Source organism: Bilifractor porci, from assembly GCF_009696005.1.
GTDB classification, from domain to species: Bacteria; Bacillota; Clostridia; order Lachnospirales; family Lachnospiraceae; genus Bilifractor; species Bilifractor porci.
This window is the reverse complement of record NZ_VUMV01000002.1, coordinates 385,140-405,021: the sequence shown is the minus strand read 5'-3', so window position 1 is coordinate 405,021 and position 19,882 is coordinate 385,140. Positions and strand designations below refer to the sequence as shown.

Genomic DNA, 19,882 nt, shown 5'->3' with positions numbered 1-19,882 from the left:
GCTAAAATGTTGTTCATGTCAAACCATAATTTCCGACGCCCGCTGAGCCGGGAAACAATTAAATACATCGCCATACTGGCTATGACCTGCAATCATGCCGCTCTGGCACTGCTTCCGGCCTCTTCCGCCGCCCGCGTGGCACTGACGGATATCGGCTACTTTACTGCTATCACCATGTGTTTTTTTCTTACGGAGGGTTATTCCTACACCCGTTCCGTGAAAAACTATGCCTCTCGCCTTCTGGTCTCAGGCCTCCTCGCGGAAATTCCCTTCTGCGTCGTGCGGGGAAGCTTTGCTTTTGATATGATGTTCACCCTGCTGATCTGCCTGGGTGTTCTCTGTATCTGTGACCGGGTGCCGGATCTGACGCAGAAAGTCCTGCTGATTCTGCTGCTTGCTTTTCTGTCCGGCTTCTGTGACTGGGGCGCCCTTCCGGTACTCTTTGTCCTTCTCTTCCGTTTCAGCCGGGGAAAACGGCATCTGGAGGCGGCATCGTTCTGCGTGGGGGCACTCGCCCAGTTTTTCTCGGAGCTGGCCGGAAACTGGTCCTCCTCTGTTTCCGGGACGGCGGCCGCCCGGAGCGCCCTGTTTGCTTCCCTTCCTCTTCTTGCCTCCGGCGCCGTCATTCTCTGCCTGTACAGCGGCAGAAGGGCAGAACGGTTCCGGACGTTTCACAAATGGTTCTTCTATTTCTATTACCCGGCGCATCTTGCCCTGCTGGCGTGCTGTCGGCTGCTTCTGAGCCGGACGCCCTGAAAGGCCGGCCCGTATTATTCCGCGGAAAGAGCCTCCCGCCCGTGCCTGCAGATGTCCTTCAGGCAGCAGTTTTCGCAGCGGGGATGACGGGCGACGCAGACCGCTCTTCCGTGATGGACAAAACGGTGGCAGAGATCGCTTCCTTCCTCCGGCGGGATAATTTTCCAGAGTTCCTTTTCCACTTTGGCCGGTTCCTTTATGTTGTCCACCAGGCCAATCAGATTGCAGAGCCGGATGCAGTGCGTATCTGTCACAATAGCCGGTTTTCCGAAAACATCTCCCATGACCAGATTAGCGCTTTTTCTTCCCACACCCGGGAGAGAGAGAAGCTCCTGAAAGTCATCCGGAACCTGGTCATGATATTTTTCATGCAGTACCTTCATACAGCGGGAAATATCCCTTGCCTTGCTGGGACCCAGTCCGCAGGGACGCACAATTTCCTCTATGTCCCCGACATCCGCCTCCGCCAGCGCCCGGACACTGGGGAATTTCTCATACAGCTTAGGGGTAACCATATCCACTCTTTTATCTGTGCACTGCGCAGCCAGACGCACACTTACAAGCAGCTGCCAGGCGTCCCTGTAATCCAGGGTACACGCCGCCAGCGGGTATTCCTTCTTCAGACGGCGGATGACCTCAAGTGCCAGTTCTTTTTTATCCATAGATCCTCCCAAAGAAAATGATTTCCAGTATCAAATAGATGACCACCTGATGAAGCAGATAGAAAATCAGGGAGTGTCTGCCCAGCCAGGGAAAGAATTTTCCCGGCCAGCCGCGAAGCCATTCCATGGCATTTTTCGCCTGGAGCAGCAGGGACAGAAAATATCCTGCCAGAAAAAGCGGAAACCACGTCAGAAGCGGAAAATAGTCCACAGAATAAAACCCATCCGGCGGAAATCCGAGCCAGGCAGTAAAAAGATTTCTGTAAAGCTGCCGGGAAAGCGGTATCTGCAGTCCGAAAACATTCAGATATCCCCTCTGAAGCTCCTGCAGCAGAAAAAAAAGCACGAGACTGCAGAGGATACCGGCCAAAGGGGGCAGCTTCCGGAGCGCCCTGTCCATGGGAATCAGCAGAAGCATGCAGCTTCCCAGCAGCGTTAGCACCCCAAAAAGGACGATATTTTCCGGCATTGCCAGAAACGTGACCGCGGACACCAGTGCTCCCGCCGCGAAGACCGTCAGTCCCCGCACCAGATGCCGGTGTCCCAGCGGCCAGCAGAATCCGGAGAGCAGGATAAAACTGACGCAGATACTTCTCTCCCAGAGAAACCCAGGCATCGCCTGATACCAGTGCATCGGCACCCCATACATGTAATTCAAATCCCACAGCGTATGGTACGCGGCCATGCTGAGCATGGTTACTCCACGGAATCCGTCCAGTTTCTCATATCGTTCAGGCATATTCCTCCAGTGCTTTCTGATCCAGGATAACCAGATCATGCCCGCAGGCAGCAAGAATTCCGTCATGAATCATGGCGCTGATTTCTCTTGACAGGGACGGCCTGGTCACGTTCAGATAATCCGCCAGATCTTCCCTTGACATGACGGCCACACGGTTTCCACTCTTCTGCCGGTCCAGCAGATAGCGGGCCACCTTTTCCCGTATACTGGTTCCTCCAAGGATACGGAGCCGCCGGTTCATCTGAAAAGCCTTCTCCGCAAAAATCTGCAGGAGGCTGCTGCTGATCTTCAGCGCCGTTTCCATGTCGCGCATATCCCGGAATTCCTGCTTCCGGCCGACTTCCTCCCGGACGGGAATCTGCAGCACGCAGATGTCCAGAGACAGAATCCGGCTGCTTTCCGTGCACTCCGCGTACATTCCGTAAGAATCCAGATTGCGGAAAGCATAGATCTCACCAAACATATCGCCCGGCCTGTCAATGACCGCCAGCACAGACCGTTTTCCTCCCGGCGTGTCCTTCGCCACAGTCACCTCGCCGGAGAGAAGAATCCGGATCTTATCCGGCCTGTCCGACTCGGAAAACACCCGCTCCCCTCTGCCGAAAGCACGGACTGTGCTGAATCCTTCCTGCAGGACATTCCGGACCTGCTCTTCATCCAGACTGCGGAACAGAGGGCTTTGTCTGATAATCTGCAGATCGTTCTCTTCCATCGTTCCTCCTCTTCGTCCCGGCTCTCCGGATTGTCATCCGTTTGTTCCTGTGCCGTCCGCCCCGGACGTATCGTTCCCTGTCACGGCCGTATCCGTTCCGGCTGTTCCCGTCCCGGAGGTGCCCGTTCCGGTTGTTCCTGTCCCGGAGGTGTCCGTGCCTGCTGAGTCCGTTCCGGTATCCGTCCCGTTCTGGCGGGCCAGCACGGTTTCCGCCGGGGTCATGGTGCCGTCTGTTCCGTCATACAGCTCTTCCTGGGACAAGTCCACGCCGTCCATGTAATATTCTGTCGTGAGAATTTGCCCCGACCGGGTGACCAGCTTCTGCAGTGTAGCCTGCGCGCTGTCCCCCGTCAGCAGCTGCGGCTGATAGTTGTTGGTGGATGAATCCGACGTAATGCTGCAGGGAATTGCCTTGATACTGGTTCCCGTGACCGTGCGGTCTGCGTCCAGCGTGATATCCGCCTGAAAAATAATCGTGTCCGTCTCGGTAGGCGATGTATTGCCTCCAAAGCAGAAATTACCCAGACTGTAGGCAATATATTTGCCCTTATAGCTCTCAATCCCCTGAATAATATGCGGGTGATGGCCGATCACCAGATCGGCTCCGTTATCAATGGCATAGTGGGCCAGCGTCACCTGGTTTTCATCCGGCGTATCGCTCAGCTCTACGCCCCAGTGAAAGGCGCAGACCACAATATCCGCCCCCTTGTCCTTCAGCGACTGGATATTGGTTTTGATCTGATCCTCACAGTCAAGATGATCATCCAGCTCATAAATGCCGGTCAGACCCACCGTGACATTCTTATCTTTTACCTCATAGAGCGCGACGTCATCGTAGCCAAACGGCGTTATCCCCGCCCCCTTCAGATTGTCCACCGTATCATCGTAAGCCCTGTCTCCGTAGTCGTGGCTGTGGTTGTTCGCCAGATCCGCCGCTTCCACAGAGCCGTCTGTCAGGATTTCCGTGTAGGCGGGGTCTCCCTTAAAGGCAAACTCCTTATCCTCCCTGGTATTCCGGTCGGTCAGGGCACATTCCAGGTTAATGCAGGTCAGATCGTCCGCCGCGAAGGTATCGCTTACATTCTGCAGAAACCAGGCAGCCCCGTTTTTATCATAGGCCGCGTTAAAGCTGGTGTCATAGATAAAATTTTCATCCGTCCCGAGAATACAGTCGCCGGTAAAGCTCATCAGGACACTGGTAGGCTCCGCCCCTGCCGTCGGCGTCACAGAGGAAGAACTGCTGGCTGTCCCCACACTTTCCGTTCCTGTTCCCGGCGTATTCGTTGAAGTGTTCCCGGCACTTCCCCCGGATGTCCGCCGGATGGCTGAACCGATCAGCGACACCAGAAGAACAAGTATCAGGAGACCGGCCAGTATACAGGAGGCCAGAAACAGCCGTGACTGCCTCCGCTTCTGTCTCTGAAGAATCTTCCGGACTCGGTTCAGTCCCTCCGAGGTTACCGGACGGATCCCGTGTTCCATGGATCGCAGGATTTTATCCGCCCGCTGTATATCCTTTTCTCCGGTCACCCGGCTGTAAAAGCTCTCCGGCTCTTTTGATTTTTTTCTATCCGCCATTTCTACGCTCCCCTTTTTGACTCCTCTGTTTCGGGCTTCTCCCATACGGGATGCGCCCGGTTATCTGCCCCCCTGCAGCAGATAACCATGCATACGTCCATGATACCTGAAACCCCTGAAAATAGCAACGGAGCCGTAACATTTGTTACCGATTTTTCCCCATTCTCCCAGTATCATACATGTATAAGTCCGGTTTCGGAGCAAGGGCTTGCGGACTGAAAAGCTTTCGCTCCAGAAACGACAACACATAAGTCCGGTTTCGGAGCAAAGGCTTACAATGACAACAGGTATGAGCCTGAACTGACGCTGTAAATGACAGGTTTCAAATATCCCGACAGGGAAGATGGGAGTGCGGAATGAAGAGAAAAATCGTAAATATTGATGAAGAAAAGTGCACGGGCTGCGGTGCCTGCGCGGAAGCCTGCCACGAGGGCGCCATCGCCATGATTGACGGAAAGGCCCGGCTGATAAGAGATGATTACTGTGACGGTCTTGGAGACTGTCTTCCGGAGTGCCCGGCAGGCGCCATATCCATTATTGAGAGAGAGGCGCAGGACTATGACCGTGCCGCAGTAGAAAAACACATGGCAGAAAACCGCGGGGCAGAGGAAGCCTGCCATACGGGACATGCCGGACACGGATGCCCCGGAAGCATGGCAAGAACCATCCTCCGCGAGAAGCAGGAAAATTCCTCTCTCAGTCAGGATTCCACGTATTCCGCAGAGGATTCCTTCCGGAATGCCCCGGCAAGCCGTCTGCAGAACTGGCCGGTTCAGATTAAACTTGCCCCTGTCCATGCCCCTTATTTTGAAAACGCGAATCTTCTGGTCGCGGCAGACTGCACCGCCTATGCCTATGCCCGTTTCCACGAAGACTTTATAAAAAACCGCGTCGCCCTGATCGGATGCCCGAAGCTGGACGACACGGATTATTCGGAAAAGCTGTCCGCCATACTGGAGGAAAACAGCATCAAGAGCCTGACGATTGTCCGCATGGAGGTTCCCTGCTGCGGCGGAATTGAGTATATGGCCACCGAGGCATTGAAACAGAGCGGAAAGTTCATCCCATGGCGAGTCGTAACCATCGGTGTGGACGGCCGGATTCTGGACGAGTAAGCGTTCCGGGCTGTCAGGAAATCCGTCTGCGCAGCTCATCCTCTACAAAGCTGACAATATACCACAGCGTCTCATAGTGCATAAACTGAAGGGAGTTCTTGTCCCACAGAAACTGAATGCTCGGCGGAAACTCCTCATCCCCGTCCCAGAATTCAAACCAGAACGGGAAAAAGTCAAAAACAGGAAGGATATAGCTGACATCAGCGCCTTTCTGTTTTTTTCCGCCCATCTCCTCACAGGCGCGGCACAGTTCTGCTGTTTTTCCCGAAAAAGGCTCTAACTCCCGTCTTGTCATCAGCCGCTGCGTATGTCCCGCGCCGATAATACCTCCCAGAACCGCAAGACTCTCCCACTGACCTGCCAGCGGAGGCAGCTCCGGAAGCTTTTCCGAGTAGCAGAGCATATCGTAAATCGACATGGTTTCCGGGTGCCCTGCTCTTTCGCTGCTTCCTTTTCTGGTAATCACCCCGCTTTTTCTGGCGATCTCATATTCCCGGTTCATAAACCGGATAAACAGGTAATTTTCATCATTCTCCAGATGATATTTCCGGACCATGGAGCCCTGGTCATACTTCAGAAAAAGTTTCCGGGAATCCTCCATCATCTGCGCATAATTTCCGCACATTTCTTTCTCCTTTTTCAGCCTTCCACCACAAGGTAACGGCCGTCTCCGACATCAAAAACCTCTGCTTCTTCCAGCACATCCGCGCCCTCCAGGTCAATGCCTTCTTCCTGGAAATAGTCCTCCACCTCCTGCCGGGAATGAAGCACTACCGCCAGCGTATCCTCCAGAAAAAAAGCCGCCTCTTCCTCTGTGTCCGCAACCGGCTCCGGGAACAGCTGAAGCTGGTTTTCCAGAAAACACTGCAGCACCTTCTGATCAAATTCCATGATGTTCCTTTCCTCCTTTGTCTTGATCTCCGTACTTTTAATATTTCGGACCTCGTTTCTGCTTCAGGGTCATAACAAAATCATACAGGAAGGATCCTGTTTTGCCAACTGCCGGATATTCATCCCTCCCGATTTCCAGCATACACGACTGAAAGGCATTGATAATCCTTGTCCCTGACGGATGCCGGATTTCTCTCTCAAAGGAACCCGGCAGATAGGTCTTGTGCACATGGCCGTGGATCATGTACGCGGGGTGATATTTGTTCAGCAGCTGGTTAAAGCATTCAAAACCCTGATGGGGCAGATCCTCCATATCGCCGTAGCCCTTTGCCGGCGCATGCGACACCAGGATGTCAAACCCGTTCCGCAGGATAATCTCGCGGTTTACCTTTGAAATCCGCGAAGTCATTTCGCTCTCCGTGTACATAAACGGGGCATCCGGCCGGTAGCGCATAGAGCCGCCCAGCCCCAGAACGCGCAGCCCCTTATAATCATACACCCTGTTCTCGATGCAGATACATCCCTCCGGGGGATTCTGCAGATATTTTCTGTCATGATTCCCGTTCACATACAGTAGGGGACAGTTGGTCATCGTTACCAGAAATTCCAGATAGCCGGGATCCAGATCACCGCAGGAAAGGATCAGATCCACTCCCTCTACCTTATCTTTTGTAAAATAATCCCAGAGAGACCTGCTCTCCTCGTCCGCGATTGCCAGAATTTTCATTTTGCCGCTTCAATTCCTATCTTTTCCATTGTACTGCGGACGCTGTCCACCATCTCTTCTTCGGAAGGGATGCTTCCTTCCACATTGTCATTCAGCCAGTTCATCTTGATAATCTGCCCGCTTTCCAGCGAGGGCGCCCCCTCTCCGGAGATCATTCCCGTCTGGCTGTGAAGCTCGCCCCGGAACGGATCAATCCGGTGACTGATGATACCGGACCGGAAAAGCTTCAGCATTTTTCTGGAATAATAGGGCAGCTCATCGGAGTGGATCACATCGATCACTCCGGCCTCCAGGCCGAACCAGTAGTTCACAGGCTGGTTTTTCCCCGCCTGTTCCCTGGCATTCCACCCGCCGTTCAGGATGATGTTCAAGATCATCCGGTAATACTTTCCCCAATGGAGAATCGGAGCCGCCAGATTTTTGATGCTGCCGTCCCTTTCGATCCGGTACACGCCGTATTTTCTTCCCGGGTCCTGCGGCCGTATGCTGTCCGGTCCGGAAATAATCCGGAGGCCTTCCTCCTCCAGCTCGCTCTCCCAGCAGGAATTCTTCTTCCCTGACCACTTCAGGATAATCCGCGCGCCGGGATCAATCAGGGCGGCTCCGATCGCAAAGGCGTTGACGTTCGCCAGGCTTCCGTAGATCGGATAATCCGCTACATACCCGATTCGGTGATCCTCCGCAAAGGAGGCCGCCAGCGCCCCCATCAGAAACTTCGCCTCGTAGGTCTTCGGATAATAAGTCCTTACGGCGCTGCTCATCAGGCTGATGGAACAGTTCAGAATTTTCATCTCCGGATATTTCACCGCGGCGCGCATGGCAGCGTCCATCATATCCGCGGATGTGGTAAACACCACCGCGTCCTGATCCGCTGCCGCCGCTTCGAAGGCTTTATCTATCTTATCATCTGTTCTGCAGTTTTCAAAGGAAATTGCATCCACGATTCCGTTAAATGCCGTGTTCACTTCATTTCTGCCCAGCTCGTGGCTGTACACCCACCTGGATTCCTCCGCCGTCTTTGCGTGGAGGAACGCCACGCGGAGAGGCTTCTCCCTGGTGTAAACCGGTCTGGTAAGCGTATCCAGAACACCGGCTCCCTTTCCGATACTGGAGGAATCCTCGATGAGCGCGATGTCCCTGTCGTAAGTAACGCTCTGCAGCTCATCCCACATACGGCCGAGGTTTTTCCCGATCTCCGCCGACGTCTCGCTGTCGGGCAAAACTCCCTTGTAAATACTCAGGTAAAGAAGAAAGGCGTCTCCTGTCGTAAGGGAAAGTCTCTCCCCTCCCTTTTCCAGAAAACATTTCTCAAAGGTCCGGAAGTCCGAGCGCAAATCCTCTACCTTTGTCTCCGGCCACGGCTGTTCCAGATTTTCCCCGTAGACAGCGGCAAGCTTTGCATAGCTCCCCTTGCTGCTGCATTCGATTCCATACAGTCCCGTCACCTTGAAAAAATCCAGAAACTCATAGTAGGCCTGGATCTCCCTGTCCTCTGTTTTTTTCGGAAGGATCCTCCGGACATCCGCCGTAATGCCCAGGGCGCCGATGTACCGGAGCACAGAAACCCTCTTGTTTCCCTCCTGCACATAAAACCGGTGCATGTATTCATAGACAAGAACGGCATCCCGGATTCCTTCCTCCGCCTGGATATCCGCCAGCCTGGACCACTTCTGCGCAAATTCCGTCTTCGGTTCCAGAAGCGGCATAAAATTGCAGGCAAAGGAATTCTGTCTGCCTGCCGTAACCGTGCCCACAACCATGGACAGCGGGATTTCCTTTACCCCCACGCTGATTTTCGGCAGGGTCTCATATTCCGGGAGAAAGCTCTCCAGCGAGACCAGATATGGAAACTGACCGCGCGCGACCGCTTTCCGATAAGCCCTCTCTCCTAACTTTCTTGCCTTACTGTAATCCTCTGTCATCAGACACCTCCGATTCTTCCGCAATTCCCGACAATTTCCGCGATCCGGCAGCAGATTATTCCCTTCCGGAGATGATGGTACCACATTCGGAAGGCTTCTGAACATAGTGAACCCTACAGAATAGCGGTTTTATTTCCGGTTCTGATACGTTATACTGTATAAGCTGCTGTTTTTGAATCTGCAGCCGCCCCACTTCATGCTTTATGTATGGGCGCGCACAAAAGTCACAGTCCCGCCGGAGGCAGGCTCTTCCAGTTTTTGACTTCCGGCACGGGAATCATAAATGAGTGGCAGAAGATCCTTTTGACACGCATCTCAAATAAAAGAAAGAGAGAGTAATAACTATGAATGCAATTCTCTATGGTGTCGGTGTCGGTCCCGGAGATCCGGAGCTGATGACCCTGAAGGCGTGCCGGCTGATCCGGGAAAACGATGTAATAGCGGTTCCGGGAAAAGACCCGAAGGAGACCGTCGCCTATAAAATCGCCGTTCAGGCTGTGCCGGAGCTGGCGGACAAAACGCTTGTTCCCATCTACATGCCCATGGTGATGGATAAGGAAGAGCAGAGAAAAAATCATCTGGCAGGGGCCAGGCTTCTTGAATCCTGGCTGGACAAGGGCAAAAACGTGGTGTTCCTGACGCTGGGGGATTCCACCATCTACTGCACGTTCAGCTACCTGCAGGATATTGTGGAGGCAGACGGCTATTCCACCGAGCTGGTAAACGGAATTCCTTCCTTCTGCGCCGCTGCCGCGCGGCTGAACACCTCCCTCACCCTCTGGCACGAGCCCCTTCACGTCATTCCGGCTACCCAGAGCCTGGGACAGAAGCTGGATCTTCCGGGCAACTACGTGCTGATGAAATCCGCCAGCCACATGGCTGAGGTAAAGCAGATGATCCGGGAGAGCGGGCGCACCGCGATGGCTGTGGAAAACTGCAGCATGCCGGACGAGAAGGTATACCGCAGCCTGGAGGAAATTCCGGACAGCGCCGGTTACTTCTCACTGATCATCGCCAAAGAAACGAAAGAGCAATGATAGAAATCAAAGATCTCACCAAAAAATTCCAGGATTTTACCGCTGTGGATCACCTGAACCTGACCATTCAGACGGGGGAGTTTTTCGGCCTTCTGGGGCCGAACGGGGCCGGAAAGACAACGACCATCAGCATGATGTCCACGGTTCTTCTGCCCACCTCCGGCCAGATTCTGATTGACGGCAGGCCGCTGACCCGCTCCGCCTCGGAACAAAAAAGAAAGCTGAGCGTCATTACACAGGAATACTCCATGCGCCAGGACATGACCATGGATGAGGTCATGGAGTACCAGGGCCGGCTCTACTACATGCCCCGGAAGCTAATCCGGCAGAAAACTGAAGAGCTCCTGTCCTTTACCGGACTTCTGGATTTCCGGAAACGGACAGTCCGCCATCTCTCCGGAGGAATGAAGCGGAAGCTGATGATCTGCCGCGCGCTGATGATCGATCCCGAAATTCTTCTCCTGGATGAGCCGACGGCAGGCATGGACGCCCTCTCCCGTCGGCAGATGTGGAACCTTCTGCGAAAACTGAACAACCACAACATGACCATTATACTGACCACACACTATATGGAAGAAGCGCAGTCCCTCTGCGATCGGGTTGCCCTGATGGAAAAGGGACGGCTGGACAAGGTGGACACGCCCGCCAATCTGATCAGCGAACTGGGAGCCTACGCCGTGGATGAAACCTCCAGCGGGCAAATGCTGCAGAGCCGGTACTTCCACAACCGGGCAGAGGCCATCGCATGGCTCGCCGAGCGGGGAGAGGACGCTTCCTTCCGCAGCACGACGCTGGAAGATGTTTTTGTGGAACGTATGGGTCATCATCTGGAGAAAAAATAGGTATGGGAATACTGACTGTACTTTGGGAAAAATGGACAGAGTTCAAGCGTGATTTTTATAAAATCACACTGGCAGCCATGATGGCGCCTCTGATGTATCTGGTGATTTTCGGTCTGGGCATCCAGACCACCTCGCACGGCGAGCCCTATCTGAATTATCTGATCCCCGGTGTCGTAGCCATGTCCACCATGACCGGAAGCTTCAGCGCCGTCGCCCAGAACATGAGTGTACAGCGTCTTTATGAGAAAGCGCTGGACCAGGTCATGGTATCTCCTACGCCTCTCTGGCAGTTTATTGTCGGCCAGATTATCGGCGGGGCCTTCCGCGGCATGTACTCCGCAGGAATCATCCTGCTCTTGACGCTTCCCGTCCACACCGGGCTGGTTTACAACGGCTGGTCCTTCCTGATCATGTTTCTGAACGGGATGGTCTTTGCCACGATCGCCCTGGTCCTGTCCTTCCTGGCCAAAAGCTACACGGACGCCCCGCGCTATCAGGCTTATATCATTATGCCCATGTCGTTTCTGTGCAATACCTTTTTTTCCACAGATTCCATGCCTGACGGATTCCGGCAGGTGGTGAACGCGCTTCCTCTTTCGCAGGCCAGCAGCATGATACGGGGAATTGCCACAGAAAACGGATTCAGCCTGTGGGGAATCGGAATTCTGCTGATTTACCTGGCGGTTTTCTCCGCCATTTCCTTCCTGTTCATTTACAGGAAGAAGAACCTGTGATTACAGTGTCAGAAGTCCGACACCACGCATAATCATAAATGCTTGCCAAAGGTACTTCCGGCATCCATAACTCTTTCATAAAACAAACAGGATGTGCGCCATGAGAAAAACAACAATTAAAAAGGGGATGCTGGCCTTTCTGGCATTCTGCTGCCTTCTCTGCCCGCTCCCGGTCTATGGGGCGGAAGGATATGAGGATGTGGCAAAAAGCAGTGAGACCGCCGGGTCAAAGGACGTCCTCCAGTACGGCATGGTTCCGGTATACGGCCGTGACTTAAAGGACGGCACCTATGACATAGAGGTGAAATCAAGTTCTTCCTTTTTCCGGATTCAGGAGGCCAGCCTTACGGTAAAGGACGGAAAGATGTCCGCCGTCCTGCAGCTTTACAGCGAGAGCTACGAGTACGTCTATCCGGGCTCCGCCGCCGAAGCTGCCGGGGCTTCCCTGGATGATTACATTTCCTTTCAGGAAACCGATACCGGGAGCCAGTTCACCCTGCCGGTGGAGGCACTGGATGCGGAGGTTCCCTGCGCTGCTTTTTCTGTAAGGAGAAAAAAATGGTATGACAGGACTCTGGTGTTTTACGCTTCCTCTCTTCCCGCGGACGCGCTGAAAATTACGCTGCCGGACTATGATCTGATCGAAAAGGCCCTGGAGGATTCCGGCCTGACAGAGCAGGCAGAAGAGAAGCAGCAAAAAGCGCAGGAGGCTGTGAATTCGGACTCTTCTTCCTCCTATGAGACACAGTCATCTTCCTCTGAAGGTGCCACCTCCGGCAGCACAGGCACGTCCTCCGGAGAGAGCGTTTCCTCCGGCAGCACGGGTATTTCCTCCGGAGAGAGCATTTCCAGCCGCGAAGAAGCCTTCACCCTTGCCTCTGACGACGCGATGCCCATTGACAGGCCGGACGGAGAATATTCCATTGATGTGGATCTTGCCGGCGGAAGCGGAAGAGCCTCCATCAGTTCCCCGACCCTGCTGATCGTCCACGACGGAAAGGCGTACGCAAAGCTTCTCTGGAGCAGCACCTACTATGACTGGATGAAGGTCGGAAACCACACCTATCTGAACAACTCCACAGACGGGGGAAATTCCACGTTTGTCATCCCCATCTCCGCCATGGACGAGGCGATTCCGGTGATCGCGGATACCACCTCCATGGGAGATCCGGTCGCCATTGATTATGTCCTGACCTTCTACTCGGAGAACATCGGGAACAAGGGCCAAATCCCCCAGGAAGCTGCCAAAAAGGTAATCATCGCCGCCTTACTGATCATTGCGGCAGGCGGAATTCTGAACCTGGCCGTCCAGAGAAAACGGCGCGGCTGAAGACACAAAAAGCGGATCACTGTACCCCGGCACCCGCCGGAAGTATGGTGATCCGCCTTTTTTCAGAACTTAAACACTGCCGCTCCAAACGGCGGAAGGTCATACGCGATATGATAGGGCTGGTTGTCACACTCTCCCTCCAGCGCCTTATACGTATCCGGCACGCTGTGATCGCCGCCGTACTTGACATTGCAGCTGTCCAGAATCAGCTTCAGCGTCTTTTTTTCGGGAACGCCGAAGACAAAGTCCGGATGCGCAACCGGCGTAAAGCTCATGATAAAGACCAGATTGTCCCTTCCGGTCGGAGACCAGCGGATAAAACTGAAAATGCTGCGGTCCGCGTCGTTGGCGTTGATCCAGCTGAAGCCCTCGTACCCGCTGTCGTTCGCGTAAAGCGCCTTATACTTTTTGTACATCATCAGAAGATCCCGGACATATGCCTGGAGATGCTCGTTTTTCTTGTCCCTCAGAAGGAACCAGTCGATTTCCCTCTCTTCACTCCACTCCCGGTACTGGCCGATATCCTGTCCCATAAAGAGCAGCTTCTTTCCGGGATGCCCGAACATATACGTATACCCGGCCTTCAGGTTTTCAAATTTTTCCTCATCCTCGCCCGGCATTTTGCTGATCATGGAACGCTTCAGATGCACAACCTCGTCATGGGAGAGCACCAGGATATAATTCTCGCTGAACGCATAAGTCATGGCGAATGTCATCTTGTTGTGATTGAACTTGCGGAAATAAGGATCCAGCTGCATATATTCCAGGAAATCATGCATCCATCCCATGTTCCACTTAAAGGTAAACCCTAATCCGTCATCCTCCACACTTCCGGTCACCTTCGGCCATGCCGTGGATTCCTCCGCGATCATCATGACGCCGTGGTTCCTTCCTGTCACCAGGGAATTCAGATGCTTAAAGAATTCAATCGCCTCCAGGTTCTGGTTTCCGCCGTATTTGTTCGGAATCCATTCCCCGTCTTTGCGCCCGTAATCCAGATAGAGCATGGATGCAACCGCGTCTACCCGCAGTCCGTCTATGTGATATTCTTCTACCCAGTAAAGGGCATTGGCAAGAAGGAAATTCTTGACCTCCGGACGCCCGTAGTTAAAGATCTTGGTTCCCCAGTCCGGATGTTCCCCCTGCCTGGGATCCGCATGCTCGTAGACCGCGTCTCCGTCAAACTCCGCCAGACCCTGTTCATCCTTTGGAAAATGAGCCGGAACCCAGTCCAGAATAACGCCGATTCTGTTTTTATGAAGATAATCTACCAGGTATTTGAAGTCCTGTGGCGTCCCGTATCTTGACGTCGGCGCATAATACCCCGTCACCTGGTATCCCCAGGAGGCATCCAGCGGATGTTCCGCAATTCCCATAAGCTCCACATGTGTGTAGCCCATGTCCTTGACATATTCCACAATCCTTTTGGCAAACTCCCGGTAATTATAAAATCCTTCCGGATTCTCCTCGGAATATGGATGCTTCATCCAGCTGCCGGGATGCACCTCGTAAATGGAAAGAGCCGACATCTTGGGTGTGAACTTTTCCCTGTTTTTCAGCCATGCCACGTCTCCCCACTTATAGGAGATATCTGCAATACGGGAGGCTGTTCCGGGCCGTTTCTCCGCCCAGAAAGCATAGGGATCGGCCTTGTAGAGCTTTCTCCCGTCGCGGGCGATGATGAGATATTTGTACATCTGCCCGACCTCCGCACCTGGAACAAATATCTCAAAGATACCCATGTCCGCAATCTTCTTCATGGGATTGGCTTTCTCATTCCAGCAGTTGAACTCTCCGATCACATAGACCGCCACGGCATTCGGCGCCCAGACCGTAAACCAGGTACCGGGCTCTCCGTTCACCACAGCTGTGTGCGCGCCCATTTTTTTATACAATTCATAATGCGTCGCCTGTCCGAAAAGATACTGGTCCAGATCACTAAAAATATGGGGATCCTTCTGTATCTTTTGCTCCGGCTCTGGTTTTACTGCCCCTGCTGCTGCCTTCGCGGCTGCCGCCTTTGCAGCCTTTCCCGTTGTCTCGACAGCTTTTTTCGCCGCCGCTGCGACCGTATTTCCGGTCTTTTTCGGTACTGCCTTATTCGCCATATTTTCATCTCCTTTAAGGATGTAATCGATAGCTTCATCATATCACAAAAAGGAGCTGTCTGTGATAGTTTTTCCTTCTTACAAAGCGGCAGACGGATTTTTTCAGAACACAGCCGGACATACAGCTCCGGACGGGAACAGCTGCCGCAGCGGAACCCGGAATCTGACCGCAAGAAAGAAGGCGGCCAGGAGCACCACAAGGAAAACCAGCAGCCGGACAAGATGTACAAACCTCCAGTAGCCCGCCCTCCTCCCGTACCTGGCGCGGATCCTCCACCGCCAGCTGTAGGTGCTTCCCTTTTTCTGATTGCACCGGTAACAGCAGGGCACCAGATTATCCAGGTCATTGACCCCGTTCTCATATCTTCGGTCTATCAGGCGCTGGGCCTTCTTCGATGTTTTGGCCGCATCCACCGGAATGACATGATCTACCGTCATTTTGTCCGGACGGATTTTTTTTCCGCAGTAGACGCAGCGGTATTTTCCGTTTTCGGGAGGATACGCCTTCATAAAGCGGTACCGGTAGGTTCCGGATCTTCCATAGCGTTTCCGGTACATACGTACCCGGTATCCGTATTTTTCCGCCTTCCTCAGCCTTTTTGCGGCCTTTCTTTTTCCGTACTCCGCCTGATAGGTACCGGAGGAAGTTTCGGAGAAATCCCGGAACCTCCACCTGCGGAATTTCCTTCCGGCCGGAACATGAAGTTCTACAATATATATTTCCCGGTCATCCATAACTTCTTCTTTATTCTCCCTGCGTCAGCAGGCGATAGTCCGTTTCTGTCTGCCTCTGCGCCCAGCAGCGCTTAACAGCCGCTTCCGGATCCTGGCGCCGGCCGGAAACACAGCAGGGCGCCTCCATTCCCTCTTGAGAAGGGTCTGAAAGCGCCCGGCATTCCAAACGATAAGGATATCCGATTTCTAAAGCCGCGTCTGCTCAGGTGGGGACCTGGTCTCCGTATATGTCATATAACGGCAGGAAATGGGGAATATTCCTCACAAGATGCAGATAAAACGCAGCAAAGTGGAGGTCATCAAATTTCCAGCAGTCTGCTGTAAACCTGCAGCGCGCCCTCTGTATCGTGTGCCAGGACACGCTTTGCCAGCACTTTTCCAAGCTGAACGCCCTCCTGGTCGAAGCTGTTGACATTCCACAGAAATCCCTGGAACATCACCTTATTCTCAAAGTGGGCCAGAAGAGCTCCCAGAGAAGCAGGCGTAAGCTGGTCGCCGATAATGATGCTGGAAGGACGTCCTCCCTCAAAATTCTTGTTTCTGTTTTCATCCTGCTTTCCGCAGGCAAACGCGACTATCTGCGCCGCGACATTGGCACAGAGCTTCTGCTGGCTGGTGGTGTCCTGAATGACAACATCCGTGCCGATCTGGCTCTTCCGGAATCCTACAAACTGCAGCGGAACAATGGTTTTTCCCTGATGCAGAAGCTGATAGAAGGAATGCTGCCCGTTCGTTCCGGGTTCTCCGAAAATAATCGGCCCTGTCACATAGGAAACCGGATCGCCGAAACGGTTGACGGATTTTCCGTTTGATTCCATATCCAGCTGCTGAAGGTGCGCCGGAAAACGGGATAACGCCTGGGAATACGGCAGCACCGCCGTCGCAGGATACCCCAGCACATTGCGCTCGTAGACACCGATCAGGGCGTCCATCATCGCCGCGTTCTTCTTCGGGTCTTTTTCCGCCGCAAGCTTATCCTCACTCGCTGCTCCATCCAGAAACTGCGCGAACACCTCCGGTCCGAAAGCAAGGGAGAGCACTGCTCCTCCCACCGCCGAAGTGGAAGAATACCGGCCGCCGATATAGTCGTCCATATAGAAGGCCGCAAGATAATCCTTGCTGCTGGCCAGCGGGGAAGTCTCGCTGGTGACGGCAATCATATGTTTTGCCGGATCCAGACCCTGTTTGCGGAGCGCGTCCATGACAAAAGACTGGTTGGTCAGCGTCTCCAGCGTTGTGCCGGATTTGGAAACCAGGACAAAGATAGCATGCGCCACATCTGTGGAAGCGAGCACCGCCGCCGCGTCATCCGGGTCCACGTTGCTGATGAACTTTGCTTCCATACGGAAGTTTCCTGTCTTTTTCGCCCAGTTTTCCAGTGCCAGATACATGGCTCTCGGTCCGAGGTCGCTTCCGCCGATACCGATCTGGACCACCGTCGTAAATTTTTCCCCGGCGGCGTTCGTAATTTCTCCCTTGTGTACCTTATCCGCAAATTCCGCAATACGCTCCTGCTGTTCTTTATAGAAGGCGCGCTTGTCCACTCCGTCCGCCATAACCGGTTTTCCCAGCTGTCCTCTGGTCAGATGATGCAGGACCAGCCGTTTTTCCCCTGTATTGATGACAGCACCGTTATACAGTTCTTCAAATTTCTCCGCCAGCTGCGCCTCCGCGGCGAGTTTCTCCAGCTGGTCCGTAATTCTGCCGTCCACTGCCTTGGCCGCGTAATTATAGGCAAGCCCCTCCGCCATGGGAATGCTGCAGTTCTTCACGCGTTCTGCGCCGCTCTCCCCGGCCATAACCGTTTTCAGATCCACGGGAGATAACTTCTCCAGCTCCTTGTATGCAGTCAGTTCATCCAGATTTTTCCAGTCTGCCATCTCAGATTTCCTCCATAACAACATTTACACTTAAACAGAAATGCCTGTTACCGGAAACATTGTAACACAACGGAGGCATTTTCCAAAGGAATTTCCTCTGATGCCACCGACTGTCCAACTGTCACTGACTGTCCGAGCCGTCACTGCTGCCTCCCTGGTCTCCGAACATCTGCCCGAACAGGTCACTGCCGGAACCGGAGTCCGAGGACTGCTGCGGTTTCTCGGTCAGTGTCACCTGATGGGTAGACTCCTTCCACTCGCTTCCGGTTTTTCTCTGCAGCGTAATGGTTACGGAGTCTCCCGATTTGTGACTGGCTATAACGGATGCCAGCTCATCAAAGGAAGTCACCTTTGTGTCATCTACCGCCGTGATAATATCGCCTGCCTTAATGCTGCCCAGGGACGCCGGGCTGCCGTCCGTTACTTCCTTGACATAAACGCCCTCCGGATAGCCGCTGGTGTCGGTATCCTGAATGTCCGAGATATTCTCACAGTAAACGCCCAGGAACGCACCGCTGGAGGAACTGGTATCGCCGTCTGTGCTCGAACTGCTGCTGTCCGAATTCTGATCATCCGGAGTTTCCCCACTGTTTCCGCCTCCCTGGCTGCCGGAATTATCCCCGCTGCTTCCGGATCCGCCCTGGCTGAAATCCGGCAGGCTTCCCCAGGAATTGTCGATCGATTTTTCAATCTTTTCCGCCGCGGAATTCACAGAATTGTCAATGACATTGGGGAGAACGGCGGAGCCCACCAGGCAGATGACGCCCGCGCCCACAAGGCCGGCGATGACGCCGCTTAAAACTGCCCTTCCGACACGTTTCCCGGTACTATCCCCTTCCGGCCGCCTGCCGCTTCCTGCAAAATGATTTTCCCCATAGGGATTGTTCCCTCCGGTATACGGGCCGCCGTACGGGCTGCCATTATACCAGGGATTTCCGTTACTGTTTCCATAAGAGCCGCCGTTTCCGCCCGGCTGATTCCCATTGCCATTCTGCCAGGACTGGTTTCCGCTGTAACTGCCATCTGCATTTCTGTTATGATTATTGCTCTCGCCGCTGTTATTGTCGTACATAATAAAAATCTCCCTTCACAGGACGGCCTCCGGCCGCTTTTTCTCTACCCTTCGCATGATAAAGAAAAAGCGTGAAGGAACCGTGAACAACCCGTGAAGAGAGTGTTTCACACCCCGCGTCAGGAGCGGGATTTCTGTCTGATTATACGGTTATCTGGCCAGTCCGGACTGCTCCAGAAGAGAAGGAATCTTGGATTCCCAGCCCAGGGACATAATATGGACGCCCTGGCAGTAGGGCTTGCACTCCCGGATAATGCGGGCCGCGATCTCTACGCCGGTAATTCCAGCCTTCGTCTTTTCCTTGTCCGCCTTCAGCTCCTCCAGAACAGAATCCGGAACGGAGATACCCGCAACGTTATTATTCATAAACTTGCACATCCCCGCGGACTTCGGAATAATAATTCCAAGCATGACCGGTTTTCCGAACTGTTTTGCCCGCTCCATAAAGCGGATAAATTTCTCGGAGTCAAAGACCGCCTGGGTCTGGAAAAACTCAGCGCCGGCCTCGATTTTTTTCTCCATCTTTACCAGCTGGGCATCCACGGAATCACTGCACGGGGACACCACGGCACCCTTCGCGAATTTCGGGGGTTCTCCCACCAGGTCATTTCCGCCCAGATCCTTGCCGGATTCCAGCACGCACATCGTGTGCAGCAGGGAAACCGAATCCAGGTCAAATACCGGTTTTGCCTGCGGATGGTCGCCCATCTTTGTGTGGTCTCCGGTTAAAGCCAGGACATTATCAATGCCGAACATAGCGGCACTGAGAAGGTCGGACTCCAGCGCAATCCGGTTTCTGTCACGGCAGGCCAGCTGGAAAATGGGATTCATCCCGGCATCCTTCAGCTCCTTGCAGACAGCCAGAGAACCGACTCTCATGACGGAAGACTGGCAGTCCGTTACGTTGATGGCGTCCACACCGCCCAGATACTTTTTGGCATCCTCGATCATCTCCTCAATATGAATACCCTTGGGCGGTCCCACCTCGGCGGAAACTGCAAATTCACCACGTTCAAACAAATCTGTAATCTTCATCTGTTTT

General features: G+C 53.7%; 19 protein-coding genes. 6 read left to right on the top strand and 13 right to left on the bottom strand.

Translation table 11 applies throughout. The annotated features are described in order from the left end of the window. Window positions 1–15: 15 nt before the first annotated feature. A complete protein-coding gene (locus FYJ60_RS04800; protein WP_205838963.1) occupies window positions 16–756 on the top strand; it encodes a TraX family protein in 741 nt (246 codons plus the stop codon). Window positions 757–770: 14 nt separating this feature from the next. Here the strand turns inward: FYJ60_RS04800 and FYJ60_RS04795 are convergent, their stop codons facing one another. Genes FYJ60_RS04795 through FYJ60_RS04780 form a run of 4 tightly spaced genes read right to left on the bottom strand, consistent with a single transcriptional unit; the run spans window position 771 to window position 4,447 of the window. After that, window positions 771–1,418 (bottom strand): endonuclease III domain-containing protein, encoded by a 648-nt coding sequence (locus tag FYJ60_RS04795; RefSeq protein WP_154457443.1) that lies wholly within the window; start codon window positions 1,416–1,418, stop codon window positions 771–773. Continuing rightward, window positions 1,411–2,157, bottom strand: a complete 747-nt coding sequence (locus tag FYJ60_RS04790; RefSeq protein ID WP_235903321.1) for a heparan-alpha-glucosaminide N-acetyltransferase — start codon at window positions 2,155–2,157, stop codon at window positions 1,411–1,413. The genes FYJ60_RS04795 and FYJ60_RS04790 overlap by 8 nt, the downstream gene beginning before the upstream one ends. Beyond that, complete coding sequence (locus FYJ60_RS04785; RefSeq protein ID WP_154457440.1) at window positions 2,150–2,869, bottom strand: Crp/Fnr family transcriptional regulator; 720 nt, start codon at window positions 2,867–2,869, stop codon at window positions 2,150–2,152. Before FYJ60_RS04785 ends, FYJ60_RS04790 begins: the two co-directional genes overlap by 8 nt. A gap of 33 nt (window positions 2,870–2,902) precedes the next feature. Next, window positions 2,903–4,447: a CapA family protein gene (locus tag FYJ60_RS04780; RefSeq protein WP_235903320.1), complete on the bottom strand. Its 1,545-nt coding sequence runs from the start codon at window positions 4,445–4,447 to the stop codon at window positions 2,903–2,905. 356 nt (window positions 4,448–4,803) lie between these two features. On the opposite strand from FYJ60_RS04780, the gene FYJ60_RS04775 reads away from it, so the two are divergent. Next, window positions 4,804–5,562, top strand: coding sequence for an ATP-binding protein (locus FYJ60_RS04775; RefSeq protein WP_154457436.1), 759 nt, complete (start codon window positions 4,804–4,806; stop codon window positions 5,560–5,562). Between the two features lie 13 nt (window positions 5,563–5,575). On the opposite strand, the gene FYJ60_RS04770 is transcribed toward FYJ60_RS04775, so the two are convergent. Genes FYJ60_RS04770 through FYJ60_RS04755 form a run of 4 tightly spaced genes read right to left on the bottom strand, consistent with a single transcriptional unit; the run spans window position 5,576 to window position 9,102 of the window. Continuing rightward, window positions 5,576–6,187 (bottom strand): DUF3786 domain-containing protein, encoded by a 612-nt coding sequence (locus FYJ60_RS04770; RefSeq protein ID WP_154457435.1) that lies wholly within the window; start codon window positions 6,185–6,187, stop codon window positions 5,576–5,578. A gap of 14 nt (window positions 6,188–6,201) precedes the next feature. Then, complete coding sequence (locus FYJ60_RS04765) at window positions 6,202–6,453, bottom strand: glyoxalase (RefSeq protein WP_154457433.1); 252 nt, start codon at window positions 6,451–6,453, stop codon at window positions 6,202–6,204. A 37-nt stretch (window positions 6,454–6,490) separates the two neighbouring features. Continuing rightward, window positions 6,491–7,180, bottom strand: a complete 690-nt coding sequence (locus FYJ60_RS04760; RefSeq protein ID WP_154457431.1) for a metallophosphoesterase family protein — start codon at window positions 7,178–7,180, stop codon at window positions 6,491–6,493. Then, the gene (locus FYJ60_RS04755) at window positions 7,177–9,102 is read right to left on the bottom strand and encodes a BMP family ABC transporter substrate-binding protein (RefSeq protein WP_205838962.1); all 1,926 of its coding nucleotides are present in this window, start codon (window positions 9,100–9,102) and stop codon (window positions 7,177–7,179) included. The genes FYJ60_RS04760 and FYJ60_RS04755 overlap by 4 nt, the downstream gene beginning before the upstream one ends. A gap of 344 nt (window positions 9,103–9,446) precedes the next feature. On the opposite strand from FYJ60_RS04755, the gene cobI reads away from it, so the two are divergent. From cobI to FYJ60_RS12450, 4 genes are all read left to right on the top strand, one after another. Continuing rightward, a complete protein-coding gene (cobI, locus tag FYJ60_RS04750; protein ID WP_154457428.1) occupies window positions 9,447–10,139 on the top strand; it encodes a precorrin-2 C(20)-methyltransferase in 693 nt (230 codons plus the stop codon). After that, on the top strand, window positions 10,136–10,981 hold the full coding sequence (locus FYJ60_RS04745; RefSeq protein WP_154457426.1) for an ABC transporter ATP-binding protein: 846 nt from the start codon (window positions 10,136–10,138) through the stop codon (window positions 10,979–10,981). Before cobI ends, FYJ60_RS04745 begins: the two co-directional genes overlap by 4 nt. Window positions 10,982–10,983: 2 nt before the next feature. Then, a complete protein-coding gene (locus FYJ60_RS04740; protein ID WP_154457424.1) occupies window positions 10,984–11,715 on the top strand; it encodes an ABC transporter permease in 732 nt (243 codons plus the stop codon). A 100-nt stretch (window positions 11,716–11,815) separates the two neighbouring features. Continuing rightward, a complete protein-coding gene (locus FYJ60_RS12450; protein WP_205838961.1) occupies window positions 11,816–13,045 on the top strand; it encodes a hypothetical protein in 1,230 nt (409 codons plus the stop codon). Window positions 13,046–13,107: 62 nt separating this feature from the next. On the opposite strand, the gene glgB is transcribed toward FYJ60_RS12450, so the two are convergent. The 5 genes from glgB to FYJ60_RS04710 form a co-directional block, all read right to left on the bottom strand. After that, complete coding sequence (gene glgB, locus FYJ60_RS04730; protein ID WP_154457422.1) at window positions 13,108–15,153, bottom strand: 1,4-alpha-glucan branching protein GlgB; 2,046 nt, start codon at window positions 15,151–15,153, stop codon at window positions 13,108–13,110. Window positions 15,154–15,255: 102 nt separating this feature from the next. Continuing rightward, a complete protein-coding gene (locus FYJ60_RS04725) occupies window positions 15,256–15,888 on the bottom strand; it encodes an HNH endonuclease (RefSeq protein WP_154457421.1) in 633 nt (210 codons plus the stop codon). Window positions 15,889–16,187: 299 nt separating this feature from the next. Beyond that, the gene (locus FYJ60_RS04720) at window positions 16,188–17,768 is read right to left on the bottom strand and encodes a glucose-6-phosphate isomerase (RefSeq protein WP_154457419.1); all 1,581 of its coding nucleotides are present in this window, start codon (window positions 17,766–17,768) and stop codon (window positions 16,188–16,190) included. A gap of 121 nt (window positions 17,769–17,889) precedes the next feature. Next, the gene (locus FYJ60_RS04715; protein ID WP_154457418.1) at window positions 17,890–18,840 is read right to left on the bottom strand and encodes a PDZ domain-containing protein; all 951 of its coding nucleotides are present in this window, start codon (window positions 18,838–18,840) and stop codon (window positions 17,890–17,892) included. A gap of 150 nt (window positions 18,841–18,990) precedes the next feature. Further along, a complete protein-coding gene (locus FYJ60_RS04710) occupies window positions 18,991–19,875 on the bottom strand; it encodes a methylenetetrahydrofolate reductase (protein ID WP_154457416.1) in 885 nt (294 codons plus the stop codon). Window positions 19,876–19,882 lie beyond the last annotated feature (7 nt).